The 19840-nt window shown below is 57.8% G+C and carries 15 protein-coding genes; 10 read left to right on the forward strand and 5 right to left on the reverse strand.

What is annotated here, in order from left to right; all coding sequences use genetic code 11:
• Positions 1–93: 93 nt before the first annotated feature.
• From cydD to infA, 4 genes are all read left to right on the forward strand, one after another.
• The gene (gene cydD, locus ACSPHG_RS15500) at positions 94–1860 is read left to right on the forward strand and encodes a heme ABC transporter permease/ATP-binding protein CydD (protein ID WP_435954401.1); all 1767 of its coding nucleotides are present in this window, start codon (positions 94–96) and stop codon (positions 1858–1860) included.
• Positions 1860–3581, forward strand: a complete 1722-nt coding sequence (cydC, locus tag ACSPHG_RS15505) for a heme ABC transporter ATP-binding protein/permease CydC (protein ID WP_435954402.1) — start codon at positions 1860–1862, stop codon at positions 3579–3581. Before cydD ends, cydC begins: the two co-directional genes overlap by 1 nt.
• Positions 3582–3639: 58 nt before the next feature.
• On the forward strand, positions 3640–4338 hold the full coding sequence (gene aat / locus ACSPHG_RS15510) for a leucyl/phenylalanyl-tRNA--protein transferase (RefSeq protein WP_435954403.1): 699 nt from the start codon (positions 3640–3642) through the stop codon (positions 4336–4338).
• Positions 4339–4622: 284 nt separating this feature from the next.
• Positions 4623–4841, forward strand: a complete 219-nt coding sequence (infA, locus tag ACSPHG_RS15515; protein ID WP_002211347.1) for a translation initiation factor IF-1 — start codon at positions 4623–4625, stop codon at positions 4839–4841.
• Positions 4842–4950: 109 nt separating this feature from the next.
• Here infA and clpA read toward each other — a convergent pair whose 3' ends face one another.
• Together clpA and clpS are read right to left on the reverse strand one after the other, a co-directional pair.
• Positions 4951–7224: an ATP-dependent Clp protease ATP-binding subunit ClpA gene (clpA, locus tag ACSPHG_RS15520; protein WP_435954404.1), complete on the reverse strand. Its 2274-nt coding sequence runs from the start codon at positions 7222–7224 to the stop codon at positions 4951–4953.
• 28 nt (positions 7225–7252) lie between these two features.
• Positions 7253–7573, reverse strand: coding sequence for an ATP-dependent Clp protease adapter ClpS (gene clpS, locus ACSPHG_RS15525; RefSeq protein WP_167608508.1), 321 nt, complete (start codon positions 7571–7573; stop codon positions 7253–7255).
• A 323-nt stretch (positions 7574–7896) separates the two neighbouring features.
• On the opposite strand from clpS, the gene cspD reads away from it, so the two are divergent.
• On the forward strand, positions 7897–8121 hold the full coding sequence (gene cspD / locus ACSPHG_RS15530; protein ID WP_435954405.1) for a cold shock-like protein CspD: 225 nt from the start codon (positions 7897–7899) through the stop codon (positions 8119–8121).
• Positions 8122–8204: 83 nt separating this feature from the next.
• Here cspD and macB read toward each other — a convergent pair whose 3' ends face one another.
• Together macB and macA are read right to left on the reverse strand one after the other, a co-directional pair.
• The gene (gene macB / locus ACSPHG_RS15535) at positions 8205–10151 is read right to left on the reverse strand and encodes a macrolide ABC transporter ATP-binding protein/permease MacB (RefSeq protein ID WP_435954406.1); all 1947 of its coding nucleotides are present in this window, start codon (positions 10149–10151) and stop codon (positions 8205–8207) included.
• On the reverse strand, positions 10148–11263 hold the full coding sequence (gene macA, locus ACSPHG_RS15540; RefSeq protein ID WP_435954407.1) for a macrolide transporter subunit MacA: 1116 nt from the start codon (positions 11261–11263) through the stop codon (positions 10148–10150). The genes macB and macA overlap by 4 nt, the downstream gene beginning before the upstream one ends.
• A gap of 138 nt (positions 11264–11401) precedes the next feature.
• Between macA and ACSPHG_RS15545 the strand changes: the two genes are divergently transcribed.
• Positions 11402–12349, forward strand: a complete 948-nt coding sequence (locus tag ACSPHG_RS15545) for a VirK/YbjX family protein (protein WP_435954408.1) — start codon at positions 11402–11404, stop codon at positions 12347–12349.
• Here ACSPHG_RS15545 and ACSPHG_RS15550 read toward each other — a convergent pair.
• Positions 12346–14001 (reverse strand): ATP-dependent endonuclease, encoded by a 1656-nt coding sequence (locus ACSPHG_RS15550; RefSeq protein WP_435954409.1) that lies wholly within the window; start codon positions 13999–14001, stop codon positions 12346–12348. The genes ACSPHG_RS15545 and ACSPHG_RS15550 overlap by 4 nt on opposite strands.
• Before the next feature lie 230 nt (positions 14002–14231).
• Between ACSPHG_RS15550 and ACSPHG_RS15555 the strand changes: the two genes are divergently transcribed.
• The 4 genes from ACSPHG_RS15555 to poxB all read left to right on the forward strand — a co-directional run bounded on the left by ACSPHG_RS15555 (position 14232) and on the right by poxB (position 19733).
• Positions 14232–15131, forward strand: a complete 900-nt coding sequence (locus ACSPHG_RS15555; protein WP_435954410.1) for a LysO family transporter — start codon at positions 14232–14234, stop codon at positions 15129–15131.
• A gap of 143 nt (positions 15132–15274) precedes the next feature.
• Positions 15275–16927, forward strand: coding sequence for a hydroxylamine reductase (gene hcp / locus ACSPHG_RS15560; RefSeq protein ID WP_435954411.1), 1653 nt, complete (start codon positions 15275–15277; stop codon positions 16925–16927).
• Positions 16928–16936: 9 nt separating this feature from the next.
• Positions 16937–17905 carry an NADH oxidoreductase gene (hcr, locus tag ACSPHG_RS15565; protein ID WP_435954412.1) on the forward strand — a complete coding sequence of 323 codons (969 nt, stop codon included), beginning with the start codon at positions 16937–16939 and terminating at the stop codon, positions 17903–17905.
• A 103-nt stretch (positions 17906–18008) separates the two neighbouring features.
• On the forward strand, positions 18009–19733 hold the full coding sequence (gene poxB / locus ACSPHG_RS15570; protein ID WP_435954413.1) for a ubiquinone-dependent pyruvate dehydrogenase: 1725 nt from the start codon (positions 18009–18011) through the stop codon (positions 19731–19733).
• Positions 19734–19840: the final 107 nt, after the last annotated feature.

Genomic DNA, 19840 nt, shown 5'->3' on the forward strand with positions numbered 1-19840 from the left:
GCGGCTTAATAGGTCGCCTTTCTTTTCTCCCCGTTGTAACATTGCCAGCAAATTTTGCCTGATAATTCCTTTATCTACCTGCACTGGCATGCCATGAATAAAACCCGTCAACAAGAACTTAGCCGCTGGCTAAAGCAGCAAAGCATTATCTCCCGCCGCTGGCTTGGGCTATCCCGTATTTTAGGGCTGGTGAGTGGTCTGTTGATTGTCGCCCAGGCATGGATACTCGCCCGCCTGCTCAATCATATGATCATGGAGAACATCCCTCGGGAAGCGCTGCTTCTGCCGTTTATTCTTCTGGTGCTCGTTTTTATCCTGCGCGCGTGGATCGTGTGGCTACGTGAAAAGGTCGGGTTCCATGCCGGGCAGCATATCCGCCAGGAAATCCGCCGTAAGGTGCTTAATCGCCTGCATCAGGCTGGGCCAGCATGGATTCAGGGCAAGCCGGTGGGCAGCTGGGCGACCCTTGTTCTCGAACAAATCGAGGACATGCATGATTACTACGCCCGCTACCTGCCGCAGATGTCGCTGGCGGTCATGGTGCCGGTGCTCATTCTCGTGGCGATTTTCCCCTCTAACTGGGCCGCAGCCCTTATTTTGCTCGGCACCGCCCCGCTTATTCCGCTGTTTATGGCAATGGTCGGCATGGGTGCGGCCGACGCTAACCGTCGTAACTTCCAGGCGTTGGCTCGCCTGAGCGGCCATTTTCTCGACCGCCTGCGCGGTATGGAAACGCTGCGACTTTTCAATCGTGGGGCGGCAGAAACGGAAAACATCCGCGCTGCCTCCCAGGATTTCCGCCAGCGCACCATGGAAGTGCTGCGCCTTGCGTTTCTCTCCTCGGGCGTGCTGGAATTCTTCGCTTCGCTTTCTATCGCGTTGGTCGCCGTCTACTTCGGATTCTCCTATCTGGGCGAGCTAAACTTCGGCCATTACGGCGCGGGCGTGACGCTTTTTGCAGGTTTCCTGACCCTGATCCTTGCGCCAGAGTTCTTCCTGCCGCTGCGGGATTTAGGCACTTTTTATCATGCTAAAGCGCAGGCCGTTGGTGCCGCAGATAGCCTGATGACCTTCCTCGACGCCCCGCTCCAGCAGAAAGAAAACGGCAATATTCAGCTCGCTGGTGCTACGTCTATCACCATCGAAGCGCGCAATCTGACCATCCTTTCTACGGAAGGCCAGCCTCTGGCCGGGCCGCTGACCTTTACCCTGGCTGCCGGACAGCGCGTTGTGCTGGTTGGTCAGAGCGGCGCGGGAAAAAGCTCGCTGCTTAACGTGTTATCCGGTTTTCTGCCTTATCAAGGCGAGCTGCTGGTCAACGGCGTTGAGCTATCGCAGCTCGACCCCGCCTGGTGGCGTGAGCAGCTAAACTGGGTGGGTCAAAATCCGCAGCTGCCAGCCGCAACGCTTCGCGAAAACGTACTGCTCGCCGCTCCAGAAGCTGGCGATGCGGCGCTGAAAAGCGTGCTCGACAAAGCGTCAGTGAGCGAGTTTCTCCCTCTGCTTGCGCAGGGCGTGGATACGCCGTTGGGCGATCAGGCCGCACGTTTGTCCGTTGGGCAAGCACAGCGTGTCGCCGTGGCTCGAGCGCTGCTGGTCCCGGGCCAGCTGCTGCTGTTGGATGAACCCGCCGCAAGTCTTGATGCGCACAGCGAACAGCGCGTTATGGAAGCGCTGGGCGAAGCGTCCCGCCAGCAGACCACCGTGATGGTGACTCACCAGCTCGATTACATTACCGACTGGGACGATATCTGGGTGATGCGAAAGGGTACCATCGTTCAGAAGGGGAATTACACAGAACTCGCCGCTCAGGATGGCCCGTTCGCCGAGCTGTTGGCTAATCGTCAGGAGGAAATCTGATGCGTGCATTACTGCCCTATCTGACGCTGTATCGTCGCCACATCTGGCTGCTTTCGCTAGGCGTGGTGCTGGCAATCGTTACGCTGCTCGCCAGCATCGGCCTGCTGACGCTATCCGGCTGGTTCCTTTCCGCTTCCGCCGTGGTCGGCGTGGCGGGGATTTACAGTTTTAACTATATGCTGCCCGCAGCAGGCGTGCGCGGCGCGGCAATTACCCGTACCGCGGGGCGTTACTTTGAGCGCCTCGTCAGCCATGACGCGACCTTCCGCGTGCTGCAACATCTGCGGATTTATACCTTCAGCAAGCTGCTGCCGCTCTCCCCTGCCGGGCTTGCGCGTTTTCGTCAGGGCGAATTACTTAATCGCTTGGTGGCGGACGTCGACACGCTCGACCACCTTTATCTGCGGGTGATTTCTCCGCTGGTCGGCGCGTTTGTCGTGATTGTGGTAGTGACCTTCGGCCTTAGCTTCCTGGACGTAACCCTTGCGCTAACGTTGGGTGGCATCCTTCTGGCCACCCTGGTATTTCTACCGCCCCTTTTCTACTACGCCGGGAAACCAGCGGGTGAAGCGCTAACGGTGCAGCGCGGGCAGTATCGTCAGCAGCTAACGGCCTGGCTGCAGGGCCATGCAGAACTCACCATTTTCGGCGCGGCTACTCGCTACCGCGCGCAGCTTGATAACACGGAAGAACGGTGGCAGGAAGCACAGCGCCGTCAGTCCGAGCTTACGGCACTGTCGCAGGCGGTGATGCTATTGATTGGCGGACTGGCGGTGGTTGTTATGCTGTGGATGGCCGCGGCTGGCGTCGGCGGCAACACCACGCCGGGCGCGCTGATTGCGCTCTTTGTTTTCTGCGCCCTGGCCGCCTTCGAAGCGCTGGCACCTGTCACCGGCGCGTTTCAGCATATGGGCCAGGTTATCGCTTCGGCGCTGCGCGTTACGGAAATCACCAGCCAGCGGCCTGAGGTCACATTTGAATCACGCCCGCAGGATGCCCTTACGCAGGTTGCTCTCGAAGTTAATCAACTCAGCTTCACCTATCCAAACCAGCAGCAGAAAGCGTTAAACGAGATTTCGCTATCCGTTACGGCCGGGCAGCACGTCGCCATTCTGGGCCGCACCGGCTGCGGGAAATCGACGTTACTGCAGCTGCTGACCCGAGCCTGGGACCCGCAGCAGGGCGAAATTTTCATTAATGGCCAGCCGATTCGCGAATTCGATGCGAGCACGCTGCGCGCGGCAACCAGCGTCGTCCCGCAGCGCGTCCACCTTTTCAGCGCTACCCTGCGTGATAACCTGCTGCTCGCCGCCCCCTCTGCAAGCGATGAGCAACTTAGCGCCATGCTTGAACGTGTGGGACTTGAGAAGCTTCTGCTGGATGCCGGGTTAAACAGCTGGCTGGGCGAAGGCGGTCGTCAGCTTTCCGGCGGCGAGCTGCGCCGTCTGGCTATCGCAAGGGCGCTGCTGCATGACGCTCCGCTGATGCTGCTCGATGAGCCAACCGAAGGGCTGGATGCCGAAACCGAACGGCAGATTTTGAACCTGCTGGCGGAAGTAACGGCAGGGAAAACGGTGCTGATGGTTACCCACCGTCTGCGGGGTCTGGCCCGATTTGACAGCATAATTGTGATGGATAACGGTGAAATAATTGAACGTGGTAATCACGCAGAACTCATGGCTACCGGCGGGCGTTATTACCAGTTTCGCCAGCGTCTATAAAGACCGTGCATAGTCTAGAATCAATCAATAAATAACGTCCTGGTGGAGTGTTAAAGTCATGCGCCTGATACAGCTTTCTCGTGACTCTATTGCCTTCCCTTCACCGGAAGGAGCGTTACGTGAACCTAACGGGTTACTGGCGCTTGGGGGAGATCTCAGTCCTGCTCGCCTGTTGATGGCCTATCAGCGGGGGATTTTTCCCTGGTTCTCGCCGGGCGATCCCATTCTGTGGTGGTCACCCGATCCGCGCGCCGTGCTTTTTCCAGAGCATTTTCACGTCAGCCGCAGCATGAAGCGATTTCACAACCGCTCCCCCTACCGCGTGACGCTAAACCACGCTTTCGAGCAGACGATCGCCGGCTGCGCTGACGATCGCAGTGAAGGCACCTGGATCACCCATGATATTGTCGAAGCCTACACGCGCCTGCATGAGCTAGGTTATGCACATTCTATAGAAGTCTGGGAAGGTGATGAATTAGTCGGCGGCATGTATGGCGTTATTCAGGGCGCGCTGTTTTGCGGCGAATCCATGTTTAGCCGCCGCGAAAATGCTTCCAAAACCGCCCTGCTGGTATTTTGTCAGCACTTCTTGCGACACGGCGGTAAGTTAATTGATTGCCAGGTTTTAAATAGTCATACCGCATCGCTAGGAGCGATTGAAATTCCCCGCCGCGATTATCTGCGTTATTTGGCGACTTTCCGACCAGAAGCCCTGGTTTCGCACTGTTGGGTGCCACAAACGCTGCCGCAGCAATAATGTTTACGGCACAATTCGGCTGAGGGTGTTATAATTATTCGCGCAGAGTGAACTCTGCCCATTACCCCGCCGCCGTTTGGGAATTGCAGTTAAAGGGAACGCCCTACCGTTTATCTCTTCGCACCCCTTGTCGTAAGCGCACTCCGTGCTGCTTTCGCGTGGTTGACGGGTAATGTGCAAAATGCACTTTGCTGGTGAATTCACCAACAATTCTTTACATGATACGTGAACTTCGGCATTATCTTGCCGGTTCAAACTATGGTAGTGATACCCCCGAGGATTAGATGGCCAAAGAAGACAATATTGAAATGCAGGGTACCGTTCTTGATACGTTACCTAACACCATGTTCCGCGTTGAGCTGGAAAACGGGCACGTGGTAACCGCTCATATCTCCGGTAAAATGCGCAAAAACTATATCCGCATCCTGACGGGCGACAAAGTCACTGTTGAGCTGACCCCGTACGACCTGAGCAAAGGCCGCATTGTCTTCCGTAGTCGTTAATAGTTTTTAATTCCGCAGCCTGTTCCACAGCGGCTGCGATGAAAAGCAAAGCTTCATTTAATAGAAAGGCCGGGTGATTACCCGGCCTTTTTTTACGTCCCTTTCACGGCTAGTGCGCCGCTTCCGGTTTGTGCTTTTGCGCGCTGGCAAAGTTATAGGTCAGCTGCTGCTGGGCTTTGTCCAGCGCAACGGTTACCTGCCCGCCATCCACAAGCGTTCCAAACAGCAGTTCGTTAGCCAGCGGTTTCTTCAGGTTGTCCTGAATGACTCGCGTCATTGGACGTGCGCCCATCGCCCGGTCGTAGCCTTTTTCGGCCAGCCAGTCACGTGCTTCCTGGCTAACTTCCAGGGAAACGCCTTTCTGATCCAACTGTACCTGCAGTTCGACGATAAACTTGTCGACCACCTGATGAATAACCTCGGTGGAGAGGTGGTTAAACCAGATAATGTTATCCAGACGGTTGCGGAATTCCGGGGTAAAGATCTTTTTGATCTCTTCCATCGCGTCGGTGCTGTTGTCCTGACGAATCAGGCCAATAGACTTACGCTCGGTTTCACGCACGCCTGCGTTGGTGGTCATCACCAGGATAACGTTGCGGAAGTCCGCCTTGCGCCCGTTGTTATCGGTCAGCGTGCCGTTATCCATCACCTGCAGCAGCAGGTTAAAGACGTCCGGGTGCGCTTTCTCGATTTCATCGAGCAGCAGAACCGCATGCGGATGCTTGATAACCGCGTCGGTCAGCAGGCCGCCCTGGTCAAAGCCAACATAACCCGGAGGCGCGCCAATCAGGCGGCTCACCGTGTGGCGTTCCATATACTCGGACATATCAAAACGCAGCAGCTCAATACCCAGCGATTTCGCCAGCTGCACCGTCACTTCCGTTTTACCGACGCCGGTTGGGCCAGCAAACAGGAATGAACCCACCGGTTTATGATCGTGACCCAGTCCGGCACGGCTCATTTTGATGGCTTCGGTTAACGCCTCAATGGCTTTATCCTGACCAAACACCAGCATTTTCAGACGGTCGCCCAGGTTCTTCAGCGTATCGCGATCGCTTGCGGACACGCTTTTTTCCGGGATGCGGGCGATGCGCGCCACAACGGTTTCGATATCCGCCACGTTGACGGTTTTCTTACGCTTGCTCACCGGCATCAGGCGGCTACGTGCGCCAGCCTCATCGATAACGTCGATGGCTTTATCCGGCAGATGACGGTCGTTGATGTATTTCACCGCAAGCTCAACCGCCGCACGAATCGCTTTCGCGGTATAGCGCACGTCGTGGTGAGCTTCGTACTTGGTTTTCAGCCCGTTGATAATCTGCACGGTCTCTTCGACGCTCGGCTCAGTAATATCGATCTTCTGGAAGCGACGCGCCAGGGCACGGTCTTTTTCGAAGATATTGCTGAATTCCTGATAGGTCGTGGAGCCGATAACACGGATCTTGCCGCCCGACAGCAGCGGTTTGATAAGGTTTGCAGCATCAACCTGGCCGCCAGACGCCGCGCCCGCACCGATGATGGTATGGATTTCATCGATAAACAGAATGCTGTTCTGGTCCTGCTCAAGCTGTTTGAGCAACGCCTTAAAGCGCTTCTCAAAATCACCGCGGTATTTCGTGCCCGCCAGCAGCGAGCCGATATCCAACGAATAAATGGTGCAGTCCGCCATGACTTCCGGAACGTCGCCCTGCACGATGCGCCAGGCGAGGCCTTCGGCAATCGCCGTTTTCCCCACGCCCGATTCACCCACCAGCAGCGGGTTGTTCTTGCGACGGCGGCACAGCACCTGAATGGCGCGCTCCAGCTCTTTGTCGCGGCCAATCAGCGGATCGATACCGCCCACGCGCGCAAGCTGGTTGAGATTGGTGGTGAAGTTTTCCATACGTTCCTCCCCGCCTGCTTGCTCTTCGTTGACCGGATTTTCTGAACCCGACGCCTGATTTGGCTCGTCTTTACGCGTGCCGTGGGAGATGAAGTTCACCACATCAAGACGGCTGACTTCGTGTTTACGCAGCAGATAGGCCGCCTGGGACTCCTGCTCGCTAAAGATAGCAACCAGCACGTTAGCGCCAGTTACTTCACTGCGGCCAGAGGACTGGACGTGGAATACCGCACGCTGCAGCACGCGCTGGAAGCTGAGCGTAGGTTGCGTATCGCGCTCTTCTTCACTGGCCGGCAGCACCGGTGTGGTCTGTTCGATGAAGGCTTCGAGTTCCTGACGTAGCGCCACCAGGTCCACGGTACACGCTTCCAGCGCTTCGCGGGCCGACGGGTTACTGAGCAAAGCCAGTAACAAATGCTCGACGGTCATAAACTCATGTCGGTGCTCGCGCGCTCTGGCGAAAGCCATGTTTAAACTGAGTTCCAGTTCTTGATTGAGCATAGGCACCTCCCCCAAATTTTTGCCTTCTTCAGGCTTGTTCTAGCGTACACAGCAAAGGATGCTCGTTCTCCCTGGCATATTGGTTCACCAACGCTACCTTGGTTTCCGCCACTTCTGCAGTAAAGATGCCACAGATGGCCTTACCCTGATAGTGAACCGTGAGCATCAATTGCGTGGCACGCTCTACATCATAAGAAAAGAACTTTTGCAGCACGTCAATAACAAATTCCATCGGCGTGTAGTCATCGTTCATTAACATAACTTTATACATAGAGGGGGGTTTTAGCGCTTCGCGCAGTTTATCGCCCACCAATTGGTCAAAGTCTAACCAGTCGTTCGTCTTACCCATTGCGAATCGTCATCATGTTTAACCGTCTGGGGTTATCCAGACGAGGCCCCTAGGTTGAGTGTAATACGCTTTTGGCAACAGCAGCGGATTGCGTTAAAAAGAGCTGTTTTTCACCGTGCGCGAGCTGCGTCACAATAATGCCAATAGCGTTAACTGCTTCAAATTTTTGACTGATTTTCGCCCTTTCCCCCCCGTTGAACGCTTGACGCAGTGATTAAATTATCTACATTGTACTGGCGTGAGTTGGCGAGGTTTTGAACAGCCCGCCCTTACCCACCGGTTCATTCCATCTCACTATTAAGATTTACGAAGGATGTAGAAGCATGGAGACGGGTACAGTTAAATGGTTCAATAACGCCAAAGGGTTCGGGTTCATCTGCCCTGAAGGTGGCGGCGAAGACATCTTCGCCCATTATTCCACCATCCAGATGGATGGTTACAGAACGCTCAAAGCCGGGCAAGTTGTCAGGTTTGATGTACATCAGGGGCCAAAAGGCAATCACGCCAGTCTAATACTCCCTATTGAAGCGGAAGCGGCGGTCGCTTAACCCCTGCATTTTATTGTGTACATCCTCAAGTCAAAATGCCAGCCCTTACGGCTGGCATTTTTATCGTAAGGTCACCACCATTACTACTCGCGGGCCAGCGCGTCAATAGGATTAAGTCGCGCTGCGTTGCGAGCGGGCAGCCAGCCGAACAGCACGCCGGTCGCCGTAGAGCAGGCAAATGCGGTAAGCAGCGCCATCGGCGAAAAGCCAATCTGCCAGCCCGGTAAAAACAGCTGCAGCGTAAAGGCAATCAGCAGCGACAGCGAAATCCCCAGCGCGCCGCCAACCAGACAAACCAGCACGGCCTCAATCAAAAACTGCTGCAGAACGTCGCTTGCGCGCGCGCCGACGGCCATACGAATGCCAATCTCTTTCGTGCGCTCCGTTACCGACACCAGCATGATATTCATCACGCCAATCCCACCGACCAGCAGCGAAATAACCGCCACCAGCGTCAGGAACAGCTGAAGAGTACGTGTGGTCTTTTCAGCCGTTTTCAACAGGCTGTCCATGTTATAGGTGAAAAAATCTTTCTTGCCGTGGCGCAGCTCGAGGATGCGATTAAGCTGCTGCTCCGCCTCGTGGCTGGCGTATCCGTCTTTGATGCGCACGGTAATCGAGTTGAGCCAGCTCTGCCCCATCACGCGGCTCGCCATGGTGTCGTACGGCAGCCAGACGCGCAGCACCTTGCTGCTGCCGAACATCGACTGCTTCTCTTCCGCCACGCCAATCACCGTCGCAGGCATGTTGCCTACCAGAATCACCTCCCCCACCACGTTGGCTTTATTCGGGAAGAGCTGCCGCTTGCTGTTGCTGTCCAGCACCACCACCTGCGCGCGCCCGGCAAGCTGCTCGTTGTTGAACGCCGTGCCCTGACTCATCGTCATGCCGTAGACGTTGAAATACTGGCTGTTAACGCCGTTGACGCTCGCGGCCGCATCCACGTTGCCATAGCGCAGGCGCAAATTGCTGGAGATAGACGGCGTTGCAGATTCCACCCATGGCTGCCGCTCGATGGCCGCAAGATCGGTATTTTTCAGCGACTGCTGGTACTGCGGGTCGTCGTCACCGAAGTCTTTACCGGGGTAAATGTCTATGGTGTTGGTACCGATGGCACGGATATCGGCCAGCACAAGCTGCTTGGCCGCATCGCCGACGATGACGATCGACACCACCGAGGCGATACCAATAATGATGCCCAGCATCGTTAATAGCGTACGCATCTTGTTGGCGGCGAGCGCCAGCCACGCCATGGCGAACGCCTCGCGGAAGCTGCTAAAAATCTGCTGCAAAGGCGAAACGCCGGGGCGGGATGAGGTCGCGCCCTTCGCCGCCGACGCCTGCTTCACCGCTGGCGGATTGCTGATAATTTCGCCATCGCGGATTTCAATAATGCGCTGCGCCTGGGCCGCCACCAGCGGGTCGTGCGTAACGATAATCACCGTATGCCCCTGCTCGCGCAGCTGCTTGAGCGTGGCCATCACCTCCTCGCCCGAATGGGTATCGAGCGCCCCGGTCGGCTCGTCGGCGAGGATCACCTGTCCACCGTTCATCAGCGCGCGTGCGATACTGACGCGCTGCTGCTGGCCGCCGGAAAGCTGCGAAGGCAGATAGTCCACCCGCTCCGCCAGCCCAAGACGCATTAACAGCGCGCGGGCACGCTGCTGGCGATAAACCCGCGCCGTGCCGGCATAGACGGCAGGAACTTCGACGTTCTGCGTCGCGTTGAGATGTGACAGCAGGTGGTAACGCTGGAAGATAAACCCGAAATGCTCGCGGCGCAGGGTCGCCAGCTCGTCGCTCGTCAGCGCCGCAACGTCCACGCCGGCCACGGAATAGCTGCCGCTCGACGGTTTATCGAGGCAGCCCAGAATATTCATCAGCGTCGATTTACCCGAACCGGATGCGCCAACGATCGCCACCATTTCACCGGCTTCGATGGTAATACTGACGCCCTTGAGCACCTCAATCTGCTCGTCGCCGGACGGATAGCTTCTGCGAATATCCTTCAGCTCAAGCAGCGCCGTCATTGCGCGCTCCCGGCAGGGATTCCACCGATAACGACTTCATCCCCTTCTTCCAGCCCGGTCAGCACCTGCACCTGAGTGTCGTTACGCATGCCGATAGTAATTTCGCGCTCGCGCGTTTCGCCGGTGCGCAGCACGGTAACCTTGTAGCGGTTATCGCCAATCGGTTCGCCCAGCGCCGCCAGCGGAACGGTCAGAACATCCTTTACGCCGCCGAGCTGAATGTGTACCTGCGCGGTCATTTCCAGACGCAGCACGCCCTGCGGGTTCGGCACTTCGAAACGGGCGTTATAGAAAATAGCGTCGTTGACCTTTTCAGGCGTCGGCAGAATATCCTTCAGCTTGCCCTCATAGCGCGTGAGCGGGTCGCCCAACACGGTAAACCAGGCTTTCTGGCCCGGCTTGAGGTGGATAACGTCAGCCTCGGAAACCTGCGCTTTCACCAGCATCGTGCTGAGGTCGGCCAGCGTCAGAATATTAGGCGCCTGCTGGGCGGCGATAACCGTCTGCCCCTGAAGCGTGGTGATGGCCGTCACTTCACCGGCCATCGGTGCCACGATGCGCGTGAAGTCGAGGTTCGTTTTCGCGGTATCAAGGGACGCCTGATTACGCTGAATCTGCGCATCGATGGTGCCAATTTGCGCGAGCTTAACGTCCAAATCCGTGGCTGCGGTATCCAGATCCTGACGGGAAACCGCCTGGGTTTTCGCCAGCGCCTGCTGGCGACTTAGGGTCACCTGCGCAAGTTTAGCCTGCGCCTGCGCCTGACGACGCTGGGCTCGCAGCTCCATTAACGTCGCTTCCACTTCTTTAATCTGGTTTTGCGCCTGCTCAGGATCGATAACCCCAAGCAGCTGATCTTTTTTCACCTTGTCGCCAATGTTCACCGACAGCGTTTTCAACTGCCCGCTAACCTGCGCCCCAACGTCAACCTTACGCAAGGCGTCCAGTTTGCCGGTCGCCAGCACGCTCTGCTCAAGCGAGCTCTTACGCACGATCATGGTCTGATAAGACGGCGTTGGCGCGTTGAGAAATTGCCACAGCCAAATCGCCAACATCACGACCAGCAGTAAAAGCAGCCAATAGCGTTTCTTTATCTTTCCCTTAAATATCATAGGTATCCTGAAAAAATGCACGGTTAAACAAAGTGTCAACAAACGTAAAATTCACGGCGTGGGGGTCAGCCTGATTGAACTTATGTTGAGGTTACGAATGGTGAAATATCCCTCTCCATCGTGAACCGAGAATTTATTATGTCGCAGATTGCCGTAAACCAACTGACAACAACAACGCCTAACAGCGGCTGGCAACTGTTTCTTTCATTAGCAAAGGGACTGCAGCAGCCCGGCGACGCGTGGCGCAATACGAGCTATCGCCGTAAGTTTATGCTTCGCTCTCTGGCCTCGCCTTTTACCACGGGCCGACTTCTGTCAACGCTCGCCCGTCAGCCGCTGCTCGACGAGCTGCTCCGCGTGCAGCCGGGCTTGCCCTGCCGCCTGCATCGCCCTTACCTGACGGCGAATTTTAACCGCAAGGATACACTGGATGCATTGTGTTTCCATTATCAAACGCTGATCCGTACCCTGCCAGAAATGGTACTGCGCCGCCATCTTTCGGCGAGCGGCGCGCGCCTTGCGCAGCTCGAGGGCAAAGACGGCTCGCGCTACTTCATCGATTTATGCGCCATGGCCAATCTGGATAAAGAAGGCGAAGCGACGGTTATCATGCTCAACGAGGAGGGCACGATTCTGGCGGAGCTGACCTTTACCCTCTGCCAGCATCGGGGCCAATCAACGCTGTTTATCGGCGGCCTGCAGGGCGCAAAATCCTGGGTGCCGCACGAGGCGATCCAGAGCGCAACCAAAGCCTGCCACGGCCTGTTCCCGAAACGCCTGGTGCTGGAAGCCGTCTGCATGCTGGCCCAGCATTTCGAAGTGCAGCAGATTTTGGCGGTCAGCAACGGCGCGCATATTTACCGCTGCTGGCGCTACCACAAGAAGAAAAAAGGCAAGCTGCATGCGGATTACGACAGCTTCTGGCAGTCGATGAACGGCGTGCTGCTGGCCGACGGCTATTTCAAAATGCCCAACGAGGTGGCGCGCAAGCCGCTTGAAGAGATCGCCAGCAAAAAGCGCGCCGAATACCGCCGCCGCTACGCGCTGCTCGACGGTATGGCCGAGCACGTCAACGCCCAGTTCTAATCCGCCCGGCCTCGCGCCAGCCACAGCACGCGCGAGAACATCTTGCGTAAAAGCGAAGGGACGGCCTCGACTCCGCGCCGTCCCGCCTCCATCGCCACCTCAATCGCCAGGTCAGGCTTAGAGGATCGGTGAATCGCCTTCACAATCACGCGGCGCATGTTCATCGGTACGTTTTCGGGGATCTGCGCCACGCGATGGTAAACGTCCGCGAACCCCTGCCGGTACATGAAATGTTCCATGTCCATTGCCGGTAGCGCGGTTAAATGCTCGCGCTCCTGATCCTTGTCGTTATCCAGCAGCCCGCGCACGGTGGCGGCGTATTTTTTACCCGCCTCGTCACCGTCAACCAGCACGTGCCACTGAATGCCCATTCTGCGGGCGAACTTGATAAGCGGCTTGAGGCCCGACTGCGCGAACTCGATAACCTTCACGCCCTCGGCGTCGAAATGGTGGCCGCACTGGCGCGCGAGCTCGTTCATCACCCACACCTCGGTTTCTCCCTCCACCAGCAGCCAGCATCGCGCAAAAAGCGACGAGGCGCGGTTAAAGCGAATATGAAAGGCGATACGGCGGCTGTCTTCCGCGTTCATACCGCCGGGGCCAAGCCGCCAGGCGGCAACCTTAGAAGATTCGCGCACCAGGCGGCAGACGTGTTCGACGGGCGTCAGCGACAGCAGCTCGCCGGAGTTGGTGGTGGTGATTTTTTGCAGCGGCAGCAGGTTAAGCAGATGCCAGGCGACGGACAGCATAATGGGGTGCAGCCGCGTTTCCGGGTCTTCGACCAGCAGCAGCGGGCGGGCGTCCTTATCCAGCCTCACCGCGCCTTTTGCCTGTAACAGGGTGGAAAACATGCCCAGCAGAATCATGCGGTGGGTGCGGCTGTTGGGCTTGTCGATCATCCGGTTGATGACGTCGAGATAGCGCCAGCTGCGCTGTTCGTCACTGGAGCGGCGGCGCATCAGGCGCTGATGCGCCACGGCCCCCTGCTCCGAAAAATAGTGTTCCAGCAGCTGCACCATGGCGGAAAGCCCCTGGCGCAGCTGGGAATCGGTAAGGTTTTGCGGGCGTGACACCAGCTCACGGGCGAGGAAATCGAGCTGGCGGGCCGTCATTTCCGTTTCCGGCATGTCCGGAATGTTGCCGTTGCGCAGGCGGCGCATAAAGCGCGCGTCCCGCAGCCGCAGAACCGGATTCAGGCGGGTAATCTGCCGGGCAACGGCGTCGATATCGTCCAATTCAACGGGTCGCCCCAAATCGTTGAGGAAGCTGCGCAGCGTCAGCACCGTTCCGTCCTCCGCCATTTCACCTTCCAGACGGTACATAATGCGATGATAGCCGTCGCTGCCCTCTATCCAAACCGGGGCGAGGCTGCGATAGCGGCGTCCAAGATGGTGGCCCGGAGCCGCTTCGCGGAAGGTCAGCACGATATGGAGATGGTGCTCGCGCCCGGGCATATCGCCCGGTGGGAAGTAAAAATCTTCCCGGTTAAAATGATAGAGAGACTCGTGCGGCGAAAGCAGCAGCGTCAGGGCGTCCAGCAGGCTCGATTTACCCCAGGCGTTTTCACCGATGAGCACGTTGTTTTGCTCAAGCATCAACGACAGTCGATTAATGCCACGAAATCCGACGACTTCTACTCGTTCGAGAAACATACATCCTCCAGAGAAACGTGCTGCCTGTCCTTTAGGAGCCATGGCTGGCTTTTAAACGAGTATAGCGGGAAGAAACTTGAGATCGTAGGAACTTACGTCGCAGAACCTGCTCTGAGATCTGCCCGCCCCTTTGCATAAAAACCCCAATATTTCGGAACTTTACTCACTCTCTTTCTTTGGGTAGTGTGACACGTGCCGTTTTTATTATTAGCTCAAGGATTTTGCGCCTCATGTTTTCGGGATTATTAATTATCTTAGTGCCGCTCGTCGTCGGCTACCTTATACCCCTACAGCAAGCCAGCCTTTTAAAACTCATCAACCGCCTGCTTAGCTGGATTGTGTATGTGATCCTGTTTTTCATGGGCATTAGCCTCGCGTTTCTCGACAACCTTGCGAGCAACCTGCTGGCGATATTCCACTACTCTGCGGTGAGCGTGGTGATTATCCTGCTGTGCAACGCCGCGGCGCTTTTATGGCTGGAGCGCTCGCGCCCGTGGCATCACGCCCACCGGCAGGAAAAGCTGCCGTCGCGTATCGCTATGGCGCTTGAATCCCTGAAGCTCTGCTTTGTGGTGGTCGCGGGCTTCCTGCTTGGCTTAACCGGCTGGGCGTTTCTGCAACACGCTACCGAAGCCAGCGAATACACGCTGATTTTCCTCCTGCTGCTGGTCGGTATTCAGCTGCGTAACAGCGGCATGACGCTCAGGCAAATCGTCCTCAACCGTCGCGGCATGATTATCGCCGTGGTCGTGGTGATGAGCTCGATGGTCGCCGGGGTGATTAACGCCTTTGTCCTCGACCTGCCGATCAAAACCGGGCTGGCGATGGCCTCGGGCTTCGGCTGGTACTCGCTCTCCGGCATCCTGATGACCGAATCCTACGGGCCGGTGATCGGCAGCGCGACCTTCTTTAATGACTTAATACGCGAGCTGCTGGCGATTATGCTGATCCCAGGCCTGGTAGCGAAAAGCCGCTCTACCGCGCTTGGCCTGTGTGGCGCGACGTCCATGGACTTCACCCTGCCGGTATTGCAGCGCAGCGGCGGGCTGGAAATTGTCCCGGCGGCCATCGTACACGGCTTTATTCTTAGCCTGCTCACCCCGCTGCTGATGGCATTCTTCGCCTCCTGATACCCCGTTGGCGGTAGGCTACTGCCGCCAACCTTGCGCTAAATCAATCTCCCTCTAAGTTGCGGTAAAAAACCCTTTTCTCACGCTGGCACGAGGCATAACCTTAAACATGTATATTAAATATAACTTTAAAAGGTACGATCATGTTTTGTGTGCAATGTGAACAAACAATCCGCACCCCAGCGGGCAACGGCTGCTCTTACGCGCAGGGGATGTGTGGCAAAACTGCCGAAACTTCCGACCTCCAGGACCTGCTGATTGCAACCCTGCAGGGGTTGTCCGCCTGGGCCGTGGCGGCTCGCGCTGCCGGCATTATCGACCACGAAGTGGACAGCTTCGCGCCGCGCGCGTTCTTCTCCACGCTCACCAACGTTAATTTCGACTCCCCGCGCATCGTGGGCTACGCGCGTGATGCCATCGCACTGCGCGAAAGCCTGAAGGCGCGCACGCTGGCGGTCAATCCAGATACGGTCGTCGACAGCCCAATGGCCGAACTGCAGCTGGCGAGCGACGACCTGGGCGATTTACAGCGCCAGGCGGCAGACTTTGCGCCAAACCGCGATAAGGCCGACATCGGCGAAGATATACTCGGCCTGCGCCTGCTGTGCCTGTATGGCCTAAAGGGCGCTGCGGCCTACATGGAGCACGCCCACGTGCTGGGCCAGTACGATGAGGACATTTACGCCCAGTACCACAAAATCATGGCGTGGCTCGGCACCTGGCCTGCGGACATGGGCGCGCTGCTCGACTGTTCTATGGAAATCGGCCAGATGAACTTCAAGGTGATGAGCATTCTCGACCACGGCGAAACCACCAAATACGGCCATCCAACGCCTGCGCAGGTCAACGTGCGCCCGGTCGCGGGTAAATGCATCCTGATTTCCGGCCACGACCTGAAAGACCTCTACAACCTGCTGGAGCAAACCGAAGGCACCGGTGTAAACGTCTTCACCCACGGCGAAATGCTGCCCGCGCACGGCTATCCAGAACTGCGCAAGTTCAAGCATCTGGTCGGAAACTACGGCAGCGGCTGGCAAAACCAGCAGACCGAGTTTGCCCGCTTCCCGGGCCCGGTGGTGATGACCTCTAACTGCATCATCAACCCTGAAGTCGGCTCCTACGCGGACCGCATCTGGACGCGCAGCATCGTCGGCTGGCCGGGCGTAAGCCATCTTGAAGGCGACGACTTCACCCCGGTTATTGCCCAGGCACAGATGATGGCGGGCTTCCCGTACAGCGAAATCGAACACCTGATCACCGTCGGCTTTGGCCGCCAGACCCTCTTAGGCGCGGCCGATACCCTGATTGACCTGGTGAGCCGTGAAAAACTGCGCCACATCTTCCTGGTGGGCGGATGCGACGGCGAACGCGGCGAGCGTAGCTACTTCACCGACTTCGCAACCAGCGTGCCGAAAGACTGCCTGATCCTGACGCTGGCCTGCGGCAAATACCGCTTCAACAAGCTGGACTTCGGCGATATCGAAGGCCTGCCGCGCCTGGTGGACGCCGGGCAGTGTAACGATGCCTACTCGGCGATTATTCTTGCGGTCACGCTCGCAGAAAAACTCGGCTGCGGCGTTAACGACCTGCCGTTGAGCCTTGTGCTTTCCTGGTTTGAGCAAAAGGCGATTGTTATCCTGCTGACCCTGCTGTCGCTGGGCGTGACCAACATCGCCACCGGCCCAACCGCGCCGGGCTTCCTGACGCCGAACCTGCTCGCCGTCCTCAACGAGAAATTTGGCCTACGCGCCATTACCACCGTTGAAGAAGACATTAAACAGCTGATGAGCGCGTAAGGAGCCGCCATGACCATGCCAACGCCGCTGTACCCGCACCGCTTACAGGTGCATCACATCCATCAGGAAACGCCGGACGTCTGGACGCTGTCGCTGATCGCTCACGACTTCTATCCCTACAAAGCCGGTCAGTACGCGCTGGTGAGCATTCGCAACAGCGAAGAAACGCTTCGCGCCTACACGCTCTCGTCCACGCCGGGGCTTAGCCCGTTCATCACGCTGACGGTGCGTCGTCTTGAGAACGGCGTTGGCTCCCGCTGGCTGACGCAGGACGTGAAGGTGGGCGACTATCTGTGGCTTTCCGAAGGCCAGGGGGAGTTTACCTGCGAGGATAAGGCCAGCGACCGCTTCCTGCTGATGGCGGCCGGGTGCGGCGTTACGCCGATAATGTCGATGCGCCGCTGGCTGGCAAAACATCGCCCGCAGGCGGACGTGCAGGTGATATTCAACGTGCGCTCGCCGCAGGACGTGATCTTTGCCGACGAGTGGCGCAACTACCCGGTCACGCTGGTCGCGGAAAACAACGCCACCCACGGGTTTATCGCCGGGCGCCTGACCCGCGAAATCCTCGAAGCCGTGCCGGACATTGCAACACGCACCGTCATGACCTGCGGCCCCGCCCCCTATATGGAGCTGGTGGAAAAAGAGGTGAAGGCGCTTGGCGTGAGCGAGTTTTATAGCGAGAAGTTTTTCACCCCCGTCGCAGCGCCGGTAGACAGCGGGCTGAAGTTCACCACGCTTAAGCCGATGCGCGAGTTCTACGCCCCGGTCGGCAGCACGCTGCTGGCGGCGATGGAAAGCAACGCCGTCCCGGTTAACGCCGCCTGCCGCGCCGGCGTTTGCGGAAGCTGCAAAACGAAAATTGAATCCGGGGAATACACCGTGAGCAGCACCATGACGCTGACCGAGGCGGAAATCGCCTGCGGCTACGTGCTGGCCTGCTCGTGCCACCCGCAGGGGGATTTGGTTCTCGCCTGATATAAATCGTGCCGCCCGGCCCCGGGTGGCACATTCTGCCCTCTCCCTTTCATTTCATTGACTAAGCTTGTTAACGGTAACTGAATCGTGACAAGGAGAACCGATGAAACAGACCGTAGCCGCCTATCTGGCAAAAACTCTCGAAAGCGCAGGTGTGAAACGCATCTGGGGCGTAACGGGCGATTCCCTCAACGGCATCAGCGACAGCCTCAACCGCATGGGTACCATCGACTGGATGCCGACCCGCCACGAAGAGGTCGCCGCCTTTGCCGCCGGTGCCGAAGCGCATTTAACCGGCGAACTTGCCGTCTGCGCGGGCTCGTGCGGGCCGGGGAACCTTCATTTAATTAACGGCCTGTTCGACTGCCACCGCAACCGCGTGCCGGTGCTGGCCATCGCCGCGCATATTCCCTCAAGCGAAATCGGCAGCGGCTATTTCCAGGAAACGCACCCCGAAGAGCTGTTCCGCGAATGCAGCCATTACTGCGAGCTGGTGTCATCCCCGGAGCAGATCCCGCAGGTGCTGGCGATCGCCATGCGCAAAGCCGTGCTGAACCGCGGCGTTTCCGTTGTGGTATTGCCGGGCGACGTGGCGCTTAAACCCGCGCCTGAAACGGCCACCACGCACTGGTATCCCGCTCCGCAGCCGGTCATCGTGCCGCAGCAGGAAGAGCTGAAAAAACTGGCGCAGCTGCTGCGCTACAACGATAACATCGCGCTGATGTGCGGCAGCGGCTGCGCGGGCGCGCACGAAGAGCTGGTGCAGTTCGCGGCGAAGCTCAAAGCGCCGATCGTTCACGCCCTGCGCGGGAAAGAACACGTCGAGTACGACAACCCGTATGACGTGGGCATGACCGGGCTGATCGGCTTCTCGTCGGGCTTCCACACCATGATGAACGCCGACACGCTGATCCTGCTCGGCACGCAGTTCCCCTATCGCGCCTTCTACCCGACGGACGCGAAAATCATCCAGATTGACATCAATCCCGGCAGCATCGGCGCGCACAGCAAGGTCGATATGGCGCTGGTCGGCGACATCAAAGCCACGCTCTCCGCCCTGCTGCCGCTGCTGGAAGAAAAAACCGACCGCACCTTCCTCGACAAAGCGCTGGATAACTACCGCGAAGCGCGCGAGGGGCTGGACGATTTGGCTAAGGCGAGCGACGAAGACAAGCCGATTCACCCGCAGTACGTCGCCCAGCAAATCAGCAAGTTTGCCGCCGATGACGCGATTTTCACCTGCGACGTGGGGACGCCAACCGTCTGGGCCGCGCGCTACCTTAAGATGAACGGCAGGCGCCGTCTTCTCGGCTCGTTCACCCACGGTTCGATGGCAAACGCCATGCCGCAGGCGCTGGGCGCGCAGGCCACCGCGCCGCAACGTCAGGTTGTTGCCATGTGCGGCGACGGCGGATTCAGCATGCTGATGGGCGATTTTCTCTCCGTGGTGCAGATGAAGCTGCCGATCAAAATCGTCGTCTTTAACAATAGCGTGCTGGGGTTTGTCGCCATGGAAATGAAGGCAGGCGGCTACCTGACGGACGGCACGGATCTGCACAATACCAACTTTGCCAATATCGCCACCGCGTGCGGGATTACCGGCATTCGCGTTGAGAAATCGGCGGATCTCGACAGCGCCCTACAGCGCGCCTTCAGCATAGACGGGCCGGTGCTTGTGGACGTGGTGGTCGCCAAAGAGGAGCTTGCCATGCCGCCGCAGATCAAGCTCGAGCAGGCAAAAGGCTTCAGCCTTTATATGCTGCGCGCGGTCATCAGCGGACGCGGGGACGAGGTTATCGAACTGGCGAAAACGAACTGGTTCCGGTAAAACGGTGGGTTAACCCTCAAATAAACTGAAGGTATTGTAGGGCGGATAAACGAAGTGCCATCCGCCATGGTGTCTGGCGCATCATCCGGTGGATGGCGCTCACGCTT

The organism is Dryocola baronae, from assembly GCF_051297175.1.
Lineage (GTDB): Bacteria > Pseudomonadota > Gammaproteobacteria > Enterobacterales > Enterobacteriaceae > Dryocola.

Excerpts from the sequence above, each read along its gene's own strand:
- macA (WP_435954407.1), bottom strand. The coding sequence starts at position 11,263 with ATGATATTTAAGGGAAAGATAAAGAAACGCTATTGGCTGCTTTTACTG.
- macB (WP_435954406.1), bottom strand. The coding sequence starts at position 10,151 with ATGACGGCGCTGCTTGAGCTGAAGGATATTCGCAGAAGCTATCCGTCC.
- clpA (WP_435954404.1), bottom strand. The coding sequence starts at position 7,224 with ATGCTCAATCAAGAACTGGAACTCAGTTTAAACATGGCTTTCGCCAGA.
- ACSPHG_RS15545 (WP_435954408.1), top strand. The coding sequence starts at position 11,402 with ATGTCGCAGATTGCCGTAAACCAACTGACAACAACAACGCCTAACAGC.
- cspD (WP_435954405.1), top strand. The coding sequence starts at position 7,897 with ATGGAGACGGGTACAGTTAAATGGTTCAATAACGCCAAAGGGTTCGGG.
- aat (WP_435954403.1), top strand. The coding sequence starts at position 3,640 with ATGCGCCTGATACAGCTTTCTCGTGACTCTATTGCCTTCCCTTCACCG.
- infA (WP_002211347.1), top strand. The coding sequence starts at position 4,623 with ATGGCCAAAGAAGACAATATTGAAATGCAGGGTACCGTTCTTGATACG.
- cydC (WP_435954402.1), top strand. The coding sequence starts at position 1,860 with ATGCGTGCATTACTGCCCTATCTGACGCTGTATCGTCGCCACATCTGG.
- ACSPHG_RS15555 (WP_435954410.1), top strand. The coding sequence starts at position 14,232 with ATGTTTTCGGGATTATTAATTATCTTAGTGCCGCTCGTCGTCGGCTAC.
- poxB (WP_435954413.1), top strand. The coding sequence starts at position 18,009 with ATGAAACAGACCGTAGCCGCCTATCTGGCAAAAACTCTCGAAAGCGCA.
- ACSPHG_RS15550 (WP_435954409.1), bottom strand. The coding sequence starts at position 14,001 with ATGTTTCTCGAACGAGTAGAAGTCGTCGGATTTCGTGGCATTAATCGA.
- hcr (WP_435954412.1), top strand. The coding sequence starts at position 16,937 with ATGACCATGCCAACGCCGCTGTACCCGCACCGCTTACAGGTGCATCAC.
- clpS (WP_167608508.1), bottom strand. The coding sequence starts at position 7,573 with ATGGGTAAGACGAACGACTGGTTAGACTTTGACCAATTGGTGGGCGAT.
- hcp (WP_435954411.1), top strand. The coding sequence starts at position 15,275 with ATGTTTTGTGTGCAATGTGAACAAACAATCCGCACCCCAGCGGGCAAC.
- cydD (WP_435954401.1), top strand. The coding sequence starts at position 94 with ATGAATAAAACCCGTCAACAAGAACTTAGCCGCTGGCTAAAGCAGCAA.